Origin of the sequence: Rhizobium bangladeshense (genome assembly GCF_017357245.1) — a bacterium.
Classification (GTDB): domain Bacteria; phylum Pseudomonadota; class Alphaproteobacteria; order Rhizobiales; family Rhizobiaceae; genus Rhizobium; species Rhizobium bangladeshense.
This window is the reverse complement of sequence record NZ_CP071612.1, coordinates 1,682,727-1,697,665: the sequence shown is the minus strand read 5'-3', so window position 1 is coordinate 1,697,665 and position 14,939 is coordinate 1,682,727. Positions and strand designations below refer to the sequence as shown.

Below are 14,939 nucleotides of genomic sequence, written 5' to 3'. Positions count from 1 at the left end.
CATTCATCCCAGAGGGGGAAAAGGCTGGACTTGGGGATAGCCACGGAGGGCTGAGGGGCACATGTTATCCAATCTCATGTCATGGCAGATCACGCTGCCGATCGCACTTGCGGCCGCCGTCATCGGCTATCTCTTCGGCTCGATTCCTTTCGGCCTGATTCTCACGCGCGCCGCCGGCCTCGGTGATGTGCGCAGCATCGGCTCCGGCAATATCGGCGCGACCAATGTGCTCAGAACCGGAAACCGGAAGCTCGCCGCCGCGACGCTGCTGCTCGATGCTCTGAAGGCATCGGCGGCCGCCTTGGTTGTCGGCTATTTCCTCGGTGACGAGGCCGCGATCATCGCCGGCTTCTTTGCCTTCATAGGCCACCTCTTTCCCGTCTGGATCGGATTCAAGGGCGGCAAGGGCGTGGCCACCTATATCGGCACACTTCTCGGCGTCGCGCCAATCATGGTGGTGCTCTTCGCCGCCGTCTGGCTGGCGGTCGCCGTCACTACCCGCTATTCCTCGCTGTCGGCGCTCGTCGCCATGCTCGTCATTCCGGTTGCCCTGCTGATACTGGGCAATGAAAAGGTGGCGGCAGTGATGGCGATCATGACGCTCATCTCCTACTGGAAACACAGGGCAAATATTTCGCGCCTGATGGGGGGAACGGAAAGCAAGATCGGGGCGAAGGGATAATGGATGCGCCGAGCGCGGGATCGAAAGGCACAGTGCTGAGCGAAAGGCAGAGGATTGCCTGGCTGCGCCTGATCCGTTCCGACAATGTCGGCCCTGCGACCTTTCGCGATCTCATCAATCATTTCGGTTCGGCCGAGGCGGCACTTGCGGCGCTGCCAGAGCTTTCAGCGCGCGGCGGCGCGACGCGGGCCATCCGGGTTGCCAGTGAAGCCGAGGCGCACCGGGAACTGGAGGCGGCGCATCGTTTCGGCGCCCGCTTCGTCGGCATCGGCGAGCCGGACTACCCGCAGGCGCTGAAACAGATCGACGGCGCGCCGCCGCTTCTTGCCGTCAAGGGCGCGCTTGCTGCCGCCAAACGACCGGCCGTTGGCATCGTCGGTTCCCGCAACGCCTCGGCCGCAGGCGCCAAATTCGCAGCGATGGTGGCGCGCGACTGCGGCCGGGCAGGTTACACGGTCGTCTCCGGCCTGGCGCGTGGCATCGACACGGCAGCGCACCGGGCAAGCCTCGGCACGGGCACGATCGCGGCCCTTGCCGGCGGTCTTGACAAGCCCTATCCGCCGGAAAATCTCGGCCTCATCGAAGAGATAACAGGCGGCAACGGCCTGGCGGTGAGCGAAATGCCCTTCGGCTGGGAGCCCCGCGCCCGCGATTTCCCGCGCCGGAACCGGCTGATCGCTGGCATCGCGCTCGGCGTGGTGATCATCGAAGCAGCGATGCGCTCGGGCTCGCTGATCACGGCCCGCCTTGCCGGCGAGTTCGGCCGCCTGGTGTTTGCCGTGCCCGGCTCGCCGCTCGATCCGCGCTGTCATGGCACAAACGGTCTGCTCAAGGATGGCGCGTCGATCGTTACTGAGCCTGCCGATGTCATCGAAGCCCTGGCGCCGCTTGCGCAACTCGACCTCTTCCCTTTGTCGATGGCGGAGGAGCCGGCACGCGAGAGCAGGGCAATAACGATGCCGCCCGACGATTCAGACCGGATGCGCATCATCGACGCACTCGGGCCGACGCCTGTCGAGGTCGACGACGTCATTCGCCACACCGGCCTTTCGGCATCGGCGGTCTATCTCATCCTTCTGGAACTCGATATTTCGGGCAGGCTGCATCGGCATCAGGGCGGCCTCGTCTCGCTTTCCGATTGAAGCTCGCGCGATATGAGCGAGTGACCTTGCGTACTGCAGTAGCAGCGTGTCGAATCCGGTGTCTGCGCCACTTGAAATTGCATTCAGCACACAAACTCCCCTCGATTGCACCGTAGGCAAGAAGTAAAATTGTAGCAAACCCCTTGACCGCGGCGATTTCCCTGTCCATGTCGGAGGGCCAGTATCCAAGTTGCGCTGCGTGTTGCGCTGGCTCCCACGCCGGCGCGGAGTCTTTTTTAGAGAATCATCATGAATGTTGTAGTGGTGGAATCGCCTGCCAAGGCCAAGACGATCAACAAGTATCTGGGCTCGGGATACAAAGTGCTCGCCTCCTTCGGCCATGTGCGCGATCTGCCTGCCAAGGACGGCTCTGTTCTCCCCGATCAGGATTTCGAAATGCTCTGGGAGGTCGACGGCGCCTCGGCCAAGCGGATGAAGGACATCGCCGACGCGGTGAAGTCGTCCGACGGGCTATTTCTCGCGACCGACCCCGATCGCGAAGGCGAAGCGATTTCCTGGCACGTCCTCGACATGCTGAACAAGAAGCGCGTGCTGAACGGCAAGTCCGTCAAGCGCGTCGTCTTCAACGCGATCACTAAAAAAGCCGTGCTCGACGCGATGGCCGATCCTCGCGATATCGACGTGCCGCTGGTCGACGCCTATCTCGCACGCCGCGCACTCGACTATCTCGTCGGATTCAATCTTTCGCCCGTGCTGTGGCGCAAACTGCCGGGCGCGCGTTCGGCCGGTCGCGTCCAGTCGGTGGCGCTTCGCCTGGTCTGCGACCGCGAAACCGAGATCGAGCGTTTCATTTCGGAAGAGTACTGGAATATCTCGGCGCTGCTGAAGACGCCGCGCGGCGACGAATTCGAGGCAAGGCTGGTTTCGGCAAACGGCAAACGGCTGCAGCCGCGGGCGATAGGCAACGGCGAGGATGCAGGCCGCCTGAAGGCATTGCTCGAAGGCGCCAGCTATATCGTCGACACGGTCGAAGCAAAACCGGTCAAGCGCAACCCGGGCCCGCCGTTCACCACTTCGACGCTGCAGCAGGCGGCATCATCCAATCTCGGCTTCTCCGCTTCGCGCACGATGCAGATCGCTCAGAAGCTCTATGAAGGCGTCGATATTGGCGGCGAGACCGTCGGTCTCATCACCTATATGCGTACCGATGGCGTACAGATGGCGCCGGAGGCGATCGACGCGGCACGACGCGCAATCCTCGAACAGTTCGGCGAACGCTACCTGCCTGACAAGGCCCGCTTCTATTCCACCAAGGCGAAGAACGCCCAGGAGGCGCACGAGGCGATCCGCCCGACAGATTTCAACCGCTCGCCCGATCGTCTGCGCAAATTCCTCGACGCCGACCAGATCCGGCTCTACGACCTGATCTGGAAGCGCGGCATCGCCAGCCAGATGGCTTCGGCGGAAATCGAGCGTACGACGGCCGAAATCATCGCCGACAATAAGGGCGAGAAGGCAGGCCTGCGCGCCGTCGGTTCGGTCGTCCGCTTCGACGGCTTCATCGCCGCCTATACCGACCAGAAGGAGGACGGCGAGCAGAGCGACGATGCCGACGAGGATGGTCGCCTGCCGGAGATCAATGCGCGCGAGACGCTTGCCAAGCAGAAGATCAATTCGACCCAGCATTTCACCGAGCCGCCGCCGCGCTATTCGGAAGCGTCGCTGATCAAGAAAATGGAAGAGCTCGGCATCGGCCGCCCTTCCACCTATGCCGCGACGCTCGCGACGCTACGCGATCGTGAGTACGTGACGATCGACAAACGCAAGTTGATCCCGCAGGCCAAGGGCCGGCTGGTGACGGCTTTCCTCGAAAGCTTCTTCACCAAATATGTCGAATATGATTTCACCGCCGACCTCGAGGAAAAGCTCGACCGGATTTCCGCCGGGGAATTGAACTGGAAGCAGGTGCTGCGCGATTTCTGGAAGGATTTCTTCGCGCAGATCGAAGACACGAAGGAACTGCGCGTCACCAACGTGCTCGACTCGCTGAACGAGGCGCTGGCGCCTCTCGTCTTCCCGAAACGCGAGGATGGCGGTGACCCCAGGATCTGCCAGGTCTGCGGCACCGGCAATCTTTCGCTCAAGCTTGGCAGATACGGCGCCTTCGTCGGCTGTTCAAATTATCCCGAATGCAACTACACCCGCCAGCTCTCCTCCGAAAATGGTGGAGAAGCAGAGGGTGTCGCGCTCAACGAGCCGAAGAGCCTCGGCGCCGACCCCACGACCGGTGAGGAACTGACGCTCCGTTCCGGCCGCTTCGGTCCCTATATCCAGCGCGGTGACGGCAAGGAGGCCAAACGTGCCTCGTTGCCGAAGGGCTGGAAGCCTGAGGATATCGACTATGAGAAGGCGATGGCGCTGATCTCGCTGCCGCGCGATATCGGCAAACATCCCGAAACCGGCAAGATGATCTCGTCGGGCATCGGCCGCTACGGTCCGTTCCTTCTGCATGACGGTTCCTATGCCAATCTGGAATCCGTGGAGGACGTCTTCTCCGTCGGCCTCAACCGTGCCGTGACGCTGATCGCCGAAAAAGCCAACAAGGCGCCGGGCCGGGGCTCGCGCAGCACACCGGCGGCGCTGAAGACGCTCGGCGATCACCCCGATGGCGGTGCCATCACTGTTCGCGACGGCAAATACGGCCCCTATGTCAACTGGGGCAAGGTCAACGCAACGCTGCCGAAGGGCAAGGATCCGCAGGCAATCACCATCGAAGAGGCGCTTGCGCTGATCACCGAAAAAGCCGGCAAGGCCCCCGCAGGCAAGACGGCCAAGGCGAAAGCCAAGCCGAAAGCGGCGGCGGCCGAAGCCAAGGCAACCAAGACGGCCGCCAAGCCGAAAGCAACGAAGGCGAAGGCGCCCGCAAAATCGAAAAAGAGCTGACGTGAGCAGGACACCGCGCGACAGAACGAACCTATCGGGCAAGCGCCCGGGCAAGATCGGCCGCGACGGCAAGGATGCTTCCGCCGTCGACCCGCTCAACATCGTCCACGGAACGCTGCCCTCGCGCGAAGTGATCCTGCGTTTCATCGCCGAACATCCGCAGAAGGCTTCAAAGCGTGAACTTGCGAAGGCTTTCGGCCTGAAAGGCGACAGCCGCGTCGAACTCAAACATATGCTGCAGGAGCTCGAGCAGGAAGGCATGCTGCAAAAGAGCCGCAAGTCGCTTATTCGTCCCGGCGCCCTTCCCCCCGTCACCGTTCTCGACATCACGACGCGCGATAAGGACGGCGACTTGATTGGCCGGCCGGCGGAATGGCCGGAGGACCAGGGTGTGGCGCCTGCCGTCGCCATCCGCCAGCAATCGCCCGCAGGCCGCCAGGGCAAGGGCAAGGCGCCCGTCGCCGGCCTCGGCGACCGCATCCTGGCGAAGATCTTCCCGGCCGTTGATCGCGGCGGGCCGGCTTATACGGCCCGTATCATCAAGGTGATCGACAGGCGCCGCGGCGCCTTGATGGGCGTCTTCCGTAGTACGCCGGGCGGCGGCGGCCGGCTGCTGCCGATCGAACGGCGCGGCGAAGAGATGGTGATCGATCCCGACTATACCGGCGACGCCAAGGACGGCGACCTCGTCGAGATCGAAGTCGCGCGCCTCGGCCGCTTCGGCCTGCCGCGGGCCAAGGTTCTCTCTGTCGTCGGCTCCGTCGGCTCGGAAAAGGCGATCTCGATGATCGCGATCCATGCGCACGGCATCCCGCACGTCTTCCCGCCTGATGTCATTGCCGAGGCGGAAGCAGCAAAACCGGCGACCATGTCGCATCGCGAAGATTGGCGCGACGTGCCGCTGATCACCATCGATCCGGCCGACGCCAAGGACCATGATGACGCAGTTTACGCCGAGCTCGACCCCTCGCCCGATAATCCCGGCGGCGTCATCGTCACTGTGGCGATTGCCGACGTCTCCTGGTATGTCCGCCCCAATTCGCCACTCGACCGCGAGGCGCTGAAGCGCGGCAACTCCGTCTATTTCCCCGATCGCGTCGTGCCGATGCTGCCTGAGCGCATCTCCAATGATCTCTGCTCGCTGAAGGAAGGCGTCGACCGCCCGGCGCTCGCGGTGCGCATGAGCTTCTCGGGCGAAGGCCGCAAGATCGGCCATACATTTCATCGCATCATGATGAAGAGTGCCGCCAAGCTCTCCTATCAGCAGGCACAGGCGGCAATCGACGGAAGACCGGATGACAAGACCGGACCGATGCTCGAGCCGATCCTGAAACCGCTCTGGCACGCTTACGGGGTGATGAAGCGGGGACGCGACCGGCGCCAGCCGCTGGAACTCGACATGCCGGAGCGCAAGATCCTGCTGAAGCCCGACGGCACCGTTGATCGAGTTTTCGTGCCGCCGCGGCTCGATGCGCACAAGCTGATCGAAGAAATGATGATTCAGGCGAATGTCTGCGCCGCCGAAACGCTCGAGAAGAAGCGCCAGCCGCTGGTCTACCGCATCCATGACGGCCCGACGCTGGCCAAGCAGGAAGTCTTGCGCGAGTTCCTCGCGACGCTCGGCATCTCGCTCGCCAAGGGCGGCAATGTGCGCGCCAACAGTTTCAACGGCATTTTAGCAAAGGCGGAAGGCACGGCGCACCAGACCATGGTCAACGAAATGGTGCTGCGCTCGCAAAGCCAGGCGATCTACAGTCCCGAGAATATCGGCCATTTCGGCCTCAACCTGATGAAATACGCCCACTTCACCTCGCCCATCCGCCGCTACGCCGATCTCATCGTGCATCGCGCGCTGGTTGGCTCGCTCGGCTTCGGCGAAGGCGGCATCACCCCCGACGAAGAAGCCTCACTCGACGATATCGCCGCCGAGATCTCGACCTTCGAGCGCCGAGCGATGGCGGCCGAGCGCGAGACCATCGACCGGCTGATCGCCCATCATTTGAGCACCCGAGTGGGTGAGGAGTTCGCCGGCCGCGTCTCCGGAGTTACAAAATCCGGGCTCTTTATCACCTTGCCGGACTATGGGGCCGACGGTTTTGTCCCTATATCTACGCTCGGCACCGATTATTTCATCTATGACGAGGCGCATCAGGCGCTCGCGGGTGAAAAGACGGGCGTTGGCTATCGTCTTGGCGACAGCGTCACCGTGAAGCTTGCGGAAGCAATCCCACTTGCCGGCGCGTTGCGTTTCGAGATGCTGAGCGAAGGGCGCGAGATGCCGACGGCGGCGCGGTCCTTCCATAAAGCCGGCCGCCGCGAAAGGGGCCAGGTGCGCAAGAAGGCGGGAACGCGGCCTCCGCGCGGACGCCGTTAAGCCGTTGTGACGAAAAGCTGCAATGGCCCGGCCAGGAGCTTCGTGCTTTTGACCTGAAAGAGGAAGATGCGATGAGCACACCGACCGATCCGGTTGCCCGCTACGGGGATAGGCCCGAGGCCGAGCGTCCGCTCGGGCGTTCGATCAGGCGCGGGCTGACGAACCGCTGCCCGGCCTGTGGCAACGGCAAGCTGTTTCGCGCTTTCCTGAAGCCTGTCGATCATTGCGCCGCCTGCGGCGAGGCGATGCATCACCATCGCTCCGACGACCTGCCGCCCTATATCGTCATCCTGGTCCTCGGCCACGTCCTCGTCGGCGGCTACATGCTGACCGATCTGACCTTCGTGTTGCCGGTTTGGGTCCATCTTGCCGTATGGACACCGATCACCGTCATTACCGCGCTCGCCTCGATCCAGCCGATCAAGGGCGGCGTCATCGGCCTGCAATGGGCGCTGCGTATGCATGGTTTCGGCGGAGAGAGCGACAGTCCCGATGATTACGACCTTCCCCGCCGGCCGGATTGAGCGCCTTCACCTTCCAGACATATTTAGCGTGTAGTCCCAGCCTCCACCGACCACCACCGACACGCGGAAGTCAATGATCCGCAACGACTTGACATGGTAAGCTTTTCTTGTCTGAACAGGCTTTACATTCCGCAGATCACATCGGAAATACTGCGAAACGCTGCTCGTCACCTGGATTTGGCACGTCTGTGTCCTTCTATGTGAGGCGAGAGGTCGATTCGCTCGCTCAGCTTTGTAAGGATGGATAAATGTCTCAGCCGAGAAACGGCACACCAGGCGATATCGAAGAAATCCATTGGCCTTCTCTGGTGGCAGCCATCTCGTCCATTTCAGCCGTTGGCATAGCAATCGGCCTCGGCCTCCCCCTCCTCAGCATCATCCTCGAAAAACGCGGCATCTCGTCCACCCTGATCGGCCTAAACACGGCGATGGCAGGCATTGCAGCGATGGCCGCGGCACCTGTTACCACCAAGCTTGCCCATAAATACGGCGTTGCGCCGACGATGCTGTGGGCGGTGCTGATTTCAGCGCTGAGTGCACTCGGCTTCTACTATGCCCAGGATTTCTGGATGTGGTTTCCGCTGCGCTTCGCCTTCCATGGCGCAACGACGACGCTGTTCATCCTCTCCGAATTCTGGATCAACGCCGCCTCGCCACCATCCAAGCGCGGCTTTGTCCTCGGCATTTATGCGACCGTGCTTTCCCTCGGCTTCGCCGCTGGCCCCCTCCTCTTTTCCATGCTCGGCAGCGACGGCATCTTCCCCTTCCTGATCGGCGCCGGCGCCATCCTGCTTGCCGCCATTCCGATTTTCATCGCCCGCTACGAAAGCCCGATACTCGAGGAAAAACCCGAACTGCATTTCATGCGCTACGTTTTCCTGGTGCCGACGGCGACGGCGGCCGTCTTCATCTTCGGCGCGGTCGAAGCGGGCGGGCTGTCGCTCTTTCCGATTTTTGCCGTGCGCGCCCATTTCACCGAATCGCAGGCGGCGCTGCTGCTCACCATGATGGGCGTCGGCAACGTGATCTTCCAGATTCCCCTCGGCCTCCTCTCCGACCGCATCGGCGATAAGCGGCCGCTTCTGGCCGCGATGGCGCTGATGGGCTTTGTCGGCTCGATGATGCTGCCGATCCTCGTCAACAACTGGCTGCTGATGGCCGGGATCCTGCTCTTCTGGGGCGGCTGCGTCTCCGGCCTCTACACGGTCGGCCTCAGCCATCTCGGTTCGCGGCTCACGGGCTCTGATCTGGCCGCGGCCAATGCCGCCTTCGTCTTCTGTTATGCGATGGGAACCGTGGCCGGGCCACAGGTGATCGGTGCAGCGATCGATGTTGCCGGAAACAACGGTTTTGCTTGGGCGATTGCCGCCTTCTTCGGTCTCTATGCCATACTTTCCGGCATCAGATTGATGTTCATTCGAAAACGGACTTGACTTTTCGGGCGAGATTCGTAGTTTCGCGCCAGAATTTGCCGTGGAGCCCATCCGGCTTCCACGGCTTTCATTTTCTTAAAGGCAGGACGACCATGGCCAAGGCTACAACAATTAAGATCAAGCTGCTGTCGACAGCCGACACCGGTTTCTTCTACGTCACGACGAAAAACAGCCGTACGATGACGGACAAGATGACGAAGACGAAGTATGACCCGATCGCTAAGAAGCATGTCGAGTTCAAGGAAACCAAGATCAAGTAATCGCTTGGCCTGACGGATTTGGAAAAGCGCGCGCCTTCCGGTTGCGCGTTTTTTTATGTCCCCGCCCCGTGCAAAATGATAGCGCAAACAGACAAACGCCGCCCTTCCGTCTTCCGGAAGCGGCGGCGTTTTTCTGAAAGGGGGTCGGCCAGCATGCAAAACGGCACGAGGAACCGTTATGACTTGCCTACTAGCCGACCGACCCCACGACCCAGGAGATGCGGCGGACCTGAGCATCATGGGGTATCGACAGCTCCTCTGCGGGAGCGCTTCTTTTATGAGCCGATAATTTGCGCAGAAATGAAAGAAAATCAACAAATTCTTAATGATGAATTTTCTGAGCTTGATTCTATGGTTAAAAGTCCAGTTTTGGCACATACAAAGATTTGACGGCTGTGCTTGATGGCAAAGCCTAGCCGTGACGAAGTCGAAGAAATTCGACAATATAACATGATAACTTAAGCATCCCCTCCCCTTACGTAAGGTGATGCCGCCGCGCTCTATTTCAGTCTGTTGGCAGTGGACATAATTTTATAGTCCGCATTTCATTTTGAGCGGGCCTCCAGCATGCCGGAAACTGTCGCACCGCAGCATATCCGCAGCAACGCCAGGAGTCCATTTTTGGGCTATCGGATTGCAGAATTTTCAGGCTGCGCCGCACGGGCGAAGGTTAAAGATCCGTAATAAACCGCTTACCGCAGTGGAAAACCCGCAAATGGAGCGTATGGCCACCCAGAGTGATTCGTCAGGCAGCCGCAGCGACCACGCGATTCCGGCCGGTATTCTTGGCCTCGTAAAGAGCAAGATCGGCCTGCTTCATTAGTTGGTCTGGGGTTAGCACCGCGCCAAAGCGCGAGGCGATGCCGAAGGAAGCGGTAACGCTCAGCGCTTCACTTGACCGCTTCAGCATGAAAGGGGCGCTTTCGACAGCCGCGCGGAGACGCTCGGCGACAGCGGCGGCAACTTCCGGAGAGGTGTCCGGCATTACCACGACGAATTCCTCCCCGCCGTAACGGCAGGCGAGATCGGCGCCGCGGATAGTAGAACGGACGCGATTTGCGAATTCGCGCAACACTTCGTCGCCGCCGTCATGGCCGTAGGTATCGTTCACCTGCTTGAAACGATCGATATCGGTAATCAGCACCGAAAGCGGCCGTCCCCGCGCCATCGACCGGTTGAAGAGCACGTTCAGGTGATTGTCGAGATAACGTCTGTTGTAAAGGCCAGTCAGCGGATCGGTCACCGCAAGCTCGATCGTCTGCTTGACGCTGGCGCGCAGTCGATCATTGTAACGCTTTCGACGGATCTGCGTCAGGCTGCGGGCGACGAGCTCGTTAGGATCGACGGGACGAATGATGTAATCGTTGACGCCGAGATCAAGAGCGCGGACGACCATGTCGTCAGCGCCCTGCTCGGTAATGATCAGGATCGGCAGGAAGCGCGTGCGCTCCAACGAGCGCAGTTGGGAGCAAAGGCGAAGCGGATCGTGATCGTCGAAATTGGCATTGACGATAACGAGATCGAACGTGTTCTCGGCCGCCTCGAACAGGGCGGCCTGCGGATCGGAGAGCGCAAGCACATCGGCAACGGGCTTCAGCGCCCTGATGATGCGCTCTTGCGAATTGGCGCGGCCATCGACCAATAGGACCTGGCCGGCCTCGTCGCCACGACCCTCGCCTGCCCGCATGAGATCGCCCATGCCCATGGTATGAGCGGTGTCGGCGCGGATGCGCAGCTCATCGCTCAATGTCTTCAGCCGCAGCAGGCTCTTCACCCGCGAGATCAGTTGCAGATCGTTGACCGGTTTGGTGAGAAAATCGTCGGCGCCGGCCTTCAGACCGCGTACGCGATCGGCCGGCTGGTCGAGTGCGGTGACCATCACGACAGGAATATGGGCAGTCTTCTGACTGGCCTTCAGCCGCTCGCAGACCTCGAAACCATCGATACCGGGCATCATGATGTCGAGCAGGATCAGATCGACCTGGTTGCGTTCGCAGATCGCCAGCGCTTCATAACCGTCGGCGGCGGTCATCACGTCGAAATACTCCGCAAGCAGCCGCGCTTCAAGCAGCTTCACGTTGGCCGGAATATCGTCAACCACCAGTATTCGCGCGGTCATAAGCGTCTTTCCGATGCGTCAGGCATCGCCCAGATAGGTCTTGATCGTCTCGATGAATTTCGGAACCGAAATCGGTTTGGAGACATAGGCTTCGCAGCCGCCCTGGCGGATCCGCTCCTCATCGCCCTTCATCGCGAAAGCCGTCACGGCGATGACGGGAATGACGTGCAACTCGTCGTCTTCCTTCAGCCATTTCGTGACTTCGAGGCCGGAGACCTCCGGCAGTTGGATATCCATGAGGATGAGGTCGGGACGATGCTTGCGCGCCAGATCGAGCGCCTCCATGCCATTTCTGGTTTGGATCGTGGTATAGCCGGACGCCTCGATCAGGTCGCGAAAGAGCTTCATGTTGAGCTCGTTATCTTCTACAATCATCACCTGTTTGGGCATGACAAGCTGTCCCTACGTCCGTTCGCGCAGCGGTTCGTCCCATGAGAAATGCACATGCGGATGAATAGCTCCGTGAAACCGATAGCGCACGCTACCCGTATTTGGTTGAAGAAAAGGTAACTTACCCCCCGAAATGCAAAGCAACTTCAAGACCTCGAAACAACAGGCGGCCGACCCGCACGAGACGGCGATTGCCGTGCTCGGCTGGCTTGCCGCCGATCCCGACATGTTCGGCCGCTTCCTCGCCCTCACCGGAGTGGCGCCCGAGCAGGTGCGCAACGCGGTCAACGACCCGGGGTTCCTCTCAGGCATGATGGATTTCCTGATGAACCACGAGCCGACGGCGATGGCCTTCTGCACGGCGAGCGGTCTTAGCCCGGAGACGGTGACCGCCGCCTGGCGGCATTTCTCCTCGCCGGGGCTCGATTCGGGGGAATACTGAGCGTGACCGAGCTCGATCTTTCGCAGATTCGCCTCGGAAAGCGGCCGCTCATCGTTTGCGACGTCGATGATGTCGTGCTGCAGTTCATCGACCCCTTCCAGCACTTTCTTCAAAGCCTGGGTCACGAATTCCTGCCGCGATCGTTTCGACTTCACGGCAACATCGTTTCGAAAGCGGACGGCACGGAGATCGAGGGCCAACGGGTCAGCCGGCTTATCGAAGATTTTTTCGACGCGCAGGAATTGTGGCAGACGCCGGTCGACCGCGTCGTCGAAACGCTTGGCCGGCTTTCGAAGGAGGCCGATATCCTTTTCCTGACGGCGATGCCGCCACGGTTCCAGGATCAGCGCCGCCGGCTGCTGGACAGCGCTGGCCTGCTCTTTCCGCTGCTTGCCAGCGAGCAACCCAAGGGGCCGATTGTTCACGCGCTGCATGCCAGCCGCTCCTTTCCCGTCGTCTTCATAGACGATATGGCGCACAATCTGCACTCCGTCAGGGAATACATGGCCGATTGCCTGCTCATTCACCTAATGCCGGATTCGCCCGTCCATCGTTTCGCGCCGGCGGCAGCCGACGACATCACCCGTGCTGCCGACTGGGGACATGCGGCCGAGTTGATCGAGGCCCATTTCCTTTCCGGCGCCTTCCATCGCGCAGTTCCAGCCGCATGAGCGGCCGGCCGTCCTTGCGTCTGGCAATCGTCTTGAAGCCGGCTGCGTCGAAGATTGCCGTCGAGCCTATGCAGAGCGTCACCGATTTCGACTGCTTCACATGATCGATCGGGCAAGCTTCGACCAACCGCGCTCCCTGGCACCGCGCGTAGTCGATCGCGCCGGCAAGCAGCCGATGGCTCATACGCCTGCCCCGCAGTTTGGGCAGCAGAAAAAAGCAGCTCACCGCCCAGATGGAGGGATCATGCGCATCGTCCTCGTCCAGTGGCCGCGAGACGGTGCGCGGTGAATTGAACTGCGGCACGTCGTGGCGCGGCCCGACCTGCACCCATGCGACCGGTCCGCCATCGTCATAACAGAGGATCCCAGGCGGCGGTCCCGCCTCGATCCGCTCCCGCATATGCGCCTTGCGCTCGTCTGCCGTCATCGCAGTCCTCATCGAATGCGGCAAGCGCAGCGCGACACACCAGCAATTACAAAAAGCCCCCTGAGGGCCGAACAAGGTTTCGAAGTCGCCCCACCGTTCTGCCGTCACCGGCTCGAAACGAAAATCTTTATCCAAAGGCAAAGCTCCCGCCCTCTCTTGTGACTCGCCAGCTTAAGGCGTAGTGTCGCGGCGTTCAACCTTTGTTCTCACCATGACCGCCGCGCCTGACAAGACACCCGGCTTCTGTCGCGACTGCCTTGCCGAGCAGAAGGCTGAGGCGCGCCGCTGCATTTCTTGCGGCAGTCCGCGCCTAGTGCGCCATCGCGAGCTCTATGGGCTGACACTTGCGCATATCGATTGCGATGCCTTCTACGCAGCCGTCGAGAAGCGCGACAATCCCGAACTTGCCGACAAGCCCGTTATCATCGGCGGCGGCAAACGCGGTGTCGTCTCCACTGCCTGCTATATCGCCCGCATCCACGGCGTGCGTTCCGCCATGCCGATGTTCAAGGCGTTGGAGGCATGCCCCCAGGCGGTCGTCATCCGCCCGGACATGGAGAAATACGTCTGGGTCGGTCGCCAGGTGCGCGCGATGATGCAGGATCTGACGCCGCTGGTGCAGCCGCTGTCGATCGACGAAGCATTCCTGGAACTTGGCGGCACCGAGAGGCTGCATCACGACCCGCCGGCGCGCACGCTCGCCAAGTTCGCCCGCCGCGTCGAAAAGGAGATCGGCATCACCGTCTCCGTTGGGCTTTCCTATTGCAAATTCCTCGCCAAAGTTGCTTCCGATCTGCAGAAGCCGCGCGGCTTCTCCGTCATCGGCCGCGAGGAAGCGATTGAATTTCTGGCGCCACGTCCCGTCACCACGATCTGGGGCGTCGGCAAGGCCTTTGCCGCGACGCTGGAGGCGGATGGCATCCGCACGATCGGCCAGTTGCAGCAGATGGAGGAGAACGACCTGATGCGCCGCTACGGCAGCATCGGCCAGCGGCTCGCCCGGCTGTCGCGCGGCATCGACGACCGCGAGGTGCATCTCAACGATGCCGCCAAGAGCGTTTCGGCAGAAACGACCTTCTTCGACGACATTGCACGCTACGACGATCTGGTGCCGATCCTTCGCAATCTTTCGGAAAAGGTTTCCTGGCGGCTGAAGAAGAACGACATTGCCGGGCAGACTGTGGTGCTGAAGATGAAGAGCGCCGACTTCAAGACGCGTACCCGTAATCGCAAGCTCGAGGATCCGACCCAGCTTGCCGACAGGATCTTCCGCACCGGGCTCGAGCTTCTCGAAAGGGAGACGGACGGTACGAAATTCCGCCTGATCGGCATCGGCGTCACCGATCTCGGCGACGCTGCCCGCGCCGATCCGCCGGATCTCATCGACCGGCAGTCGGGACGGCGGGCGGCAGCCGAAGCGGCGATGGACAAGCTGCGCGACAAATTCGGCAAGAACACAGTCGAGACCGGTTTCACCTTCGGCGGCAGCAAGCGCGATCGCTAGAGCCTTTCCTGTTAGATTGAAGCATTCTGCCGGAGCAGGTTTTCGTCAGGGCAAAGGCGATTGGCGA

General features: G+C 61.3%; 12 protein-coding genes and 1 pseudogene. 10 read left to right on the top strand and 3 right to left on the bottom strand.

Annotated features, from left to right (window positions below):
- Positions 1-61: 61 nt before the first annotated feature.
- From plsY to rpmG, 7 genes are all read left to right on the top strand, one after another.
- The gene (plsY, locus tag J2J98_RS08170) at positions 62-682 is read left to right on the top strand and encodes a glycerol-3-phosphate 1-O-acyltransferase PlsY (RefSeq protein ID WP_207602826.1); all 621 of its coding nucleotides are present in this window, start codon (positions 62-64) and stop codon (positions 680-682) included.
- Positions 682-1,824: a DNA-processing protein DprA gene (gene dprA / locus J2J98_RS08165; protein ID WP_207602825.1), complete on the top strand. Its 1,143-nt coding sequence runs from the start codon at positions 682-684 to the stop codon at positions 1,822-1,824. Before plsY ends, dprA begins: the two co-directional genes overlap by 1 nt.
- Positions 1,825-2,073: 249 nt before the next feature.
- A complete protein-coding gene (topA, locus tag J2J98_RS08160; protein ID WP_207602824.1) occupies positions 2,074-4,728 on the top strand; it encodes a type I DNA topoisomerase in 2,655 nt (884 codons plus the stop codon).
- A gap of 1 nt (position 4,729) precedes the next feature.
- Complete coding sequence (gene rnr / locus J2J98_RS08155) at positions 4,730-7,102, top strand: ribonuclease R (RefSeq protein ID WP_064706952.1); 2,373 nt, start codon at positions 4,730-4,732, stop codon at positions 7,100-7,102.
- A gap of 71 nt (positions 7,103-7,173) precedes the next feature.
- On the top strand, positions 7,174-7,626 hold the full coding sequence (locus tag J2J98_RS08150; RefSeq protein ID WP_207602823.1) for a DUF983 domain-containing protein: 453 nt from the start codon (positions 7,174-7,176) through the stop codon (positions 7,624-7,626).
- A 248-nt stretch (positions 7,627-7,874) separates the two neighbouring features.
- Complete coding sequence (locus tag J2J98_RS08145; RefSeq protein WP_064706950.1) at positions 7,875-9,059, top strand: MFS transporter; 1,185 nt, start codon at positions 7,875-7,877, stop codon at positions 9,057-9,059.
- Positions 9,060-9,151: 92 nt separating this feature from the next.
- Positions 9,152-9,319, top strand: coding sequence for a 50S ribosomal protein L33 (rpmG, locus tag J2J98_RS08140; protein WP_003587245.1), 168 nt, complete (start codon positions 9,152-9,154; stop codon positions 9,317-9,319).
- A gap of 745 nt (positions 9,320-10,064) precedes the next feature.
- Here rpmG and J2J98_RS08135 read toward each other — a convergent pair.
- Both J2J98_RS08135 and J2J98_RS08130 read right to left on the bottom strand, forming a co-directional pair.
- On the bottom strand, positions 10,065-11,438 hold the full coding sequence (locus J2J98_RS08135; protein WP_138395148.1) for a PleD family two-component system response regulator: 1,374 nt from the start codon (positions 11,436-11,438) through the stop codon (positions 10,065-10,067).
- Positions 11,439-11,456: 18 nt separating this feature from the next.
- Positions 11,457-11,828 (bottom strand): response regulator, encoded by a 372-nt coding sequence (locus J2J98_RS08130; RefSeq protein ID WP_003547430.1) that lies wholly within the window; start codon positions 11,826-11,828, stop codon positions 11,457-11,459.
- A 133-nt stretch (positions 11,829-11,961) separates the two neighbouring features.
- On the opposite strand from J2J98_RS08130, the gene J2J98_RS08125 reads away from it, so the two are divergent.
- Both J2J98_RS08125 and J2J98_RS08120 read left to right on the top strand, forming a co-directional pair.
- Positions 11,962-12,270 carry a DUF3572 domain-containing protein gene (locus J2J98_RS08125; protein ID WP_064706948.1) on the top strand — a complete coding sequence of 103 codons (309 nt, stop codon included), beginning with the start codon at positions 11,962-11,964 and terminating at the stop codon, positions 12,268-12,270.
- Positions 12,267-12,941: a hypothetical protein gene (locus J2J98_RS08120; RefSeq protein ID WP_197491912.1), complete on the top strand. Its 675-nt coding sequence runs from the start codon at positions 12,267-12,269 to the stop codon at positions 12,939-12,941. Before J2J98_RS08125 ends, J2J98_RS08120 begins: the two co-directional genes overlap by 4 nt.
- On the opposite strand, the pseudogene J2J98_RS08115 reads toward J2J98_RS08120, so the two are convergent.
- Positions 12,922-13,503, bottom strand: a pseudogene (locus J2J98_RS08115) (GNAT family N-acetyltransferase); the annotation flags it as partial. The gene J2J98_RS08120 and the pseudogene J2J98_RS08115 overlap by 20 nt on opposite strands.
- 76 nt (positions 13,504-13,579) lie before the next feature.
- On the opposite strand from J2J98_RS08115, the gene J2J98_RS08110 reads away from it, so the two are divergent.
- Positions 13,580-14,872, top strand: coding sequence for a DNA polymerase IV (locus tag J2J98_RS08110; protein WP_207602822.1), 1,293 nt, complete (start codon positions 13,580-13,582; stop codon positions 14,870-14,872).
- The last annotated feature ends 67 nt before the right edge of the window (positions 14,873-14,939 follow it).

Bases quoted from the DNA above. Each gene is read 5' to 3' on its own strand.
- J2J98_RS08145 (WP_064706950.1), top strand. From the start codon at position 7,875: ATGTCTCAGCCGAGAAACGGCACACCAGGCGATATCGAAGAAATCCAT.
- J2J98_RS08135 (WP_138395148.1), bottom strand. From the start codon at position 11,438: ATGACCGCGCGAATACTGGTGGTTGACGATATTCCGGCCAACGTGAAG.
- topA (WP_207602824.1), top strand. From the start codon at position 2,074: ATGAATGTTGTAGTGGTGGAATCGCCTGCCAAGGCCAAGACGATCAAC.
- J2J98_RS08110 (WP_207602822.1), top strand. From the start codon at position 13,580: ATGACCGCCGCGCCTGACAAGACACCCGGCTTCTGTCGCGACTGCCTT.
- plsY (WP_207602826.1), top strand. From the start codon at position 62: ATGTTATCCAATCTCATGTCATGGCAGATCACGCTGCCGATCGCACTT.
- dprA (WP_207602825.1), top strand. From the start codon at position 682: ATGGATGCGCCGAGCGCGGGATCGAAAGGCACAGTGCTGAGCGAAAGG.
- rpmG (WP_003587245.1), top strand. From the start codon at position 9,152: ATGGCCAAGGCTACAACAATTAAGATCAAGCTGCTGTCGACAGCCGAC.
- J2J98_RS08125 (WP_064706948.1), top strand. From the start codon at position 11,962: ATGCAAAGCAACTTCAAGACCTCGAAACAACAGGCGGCCGACCCGCAC.
- J2J98_RS08130 (WP_003547430.1), bottom strand. From the start codon at position 11,828: ATGCCCAAACAGGTGATGATTGTAGAAGATAACGAGCTCAACATGAAG.
- J2J98_RS08150 (WP_207602823.1), top strand. From the start codon at position 7,174: ATGAGCACACCGACCGATCCGGTTGCCCGCTACGGGGATAGGCCCGAG.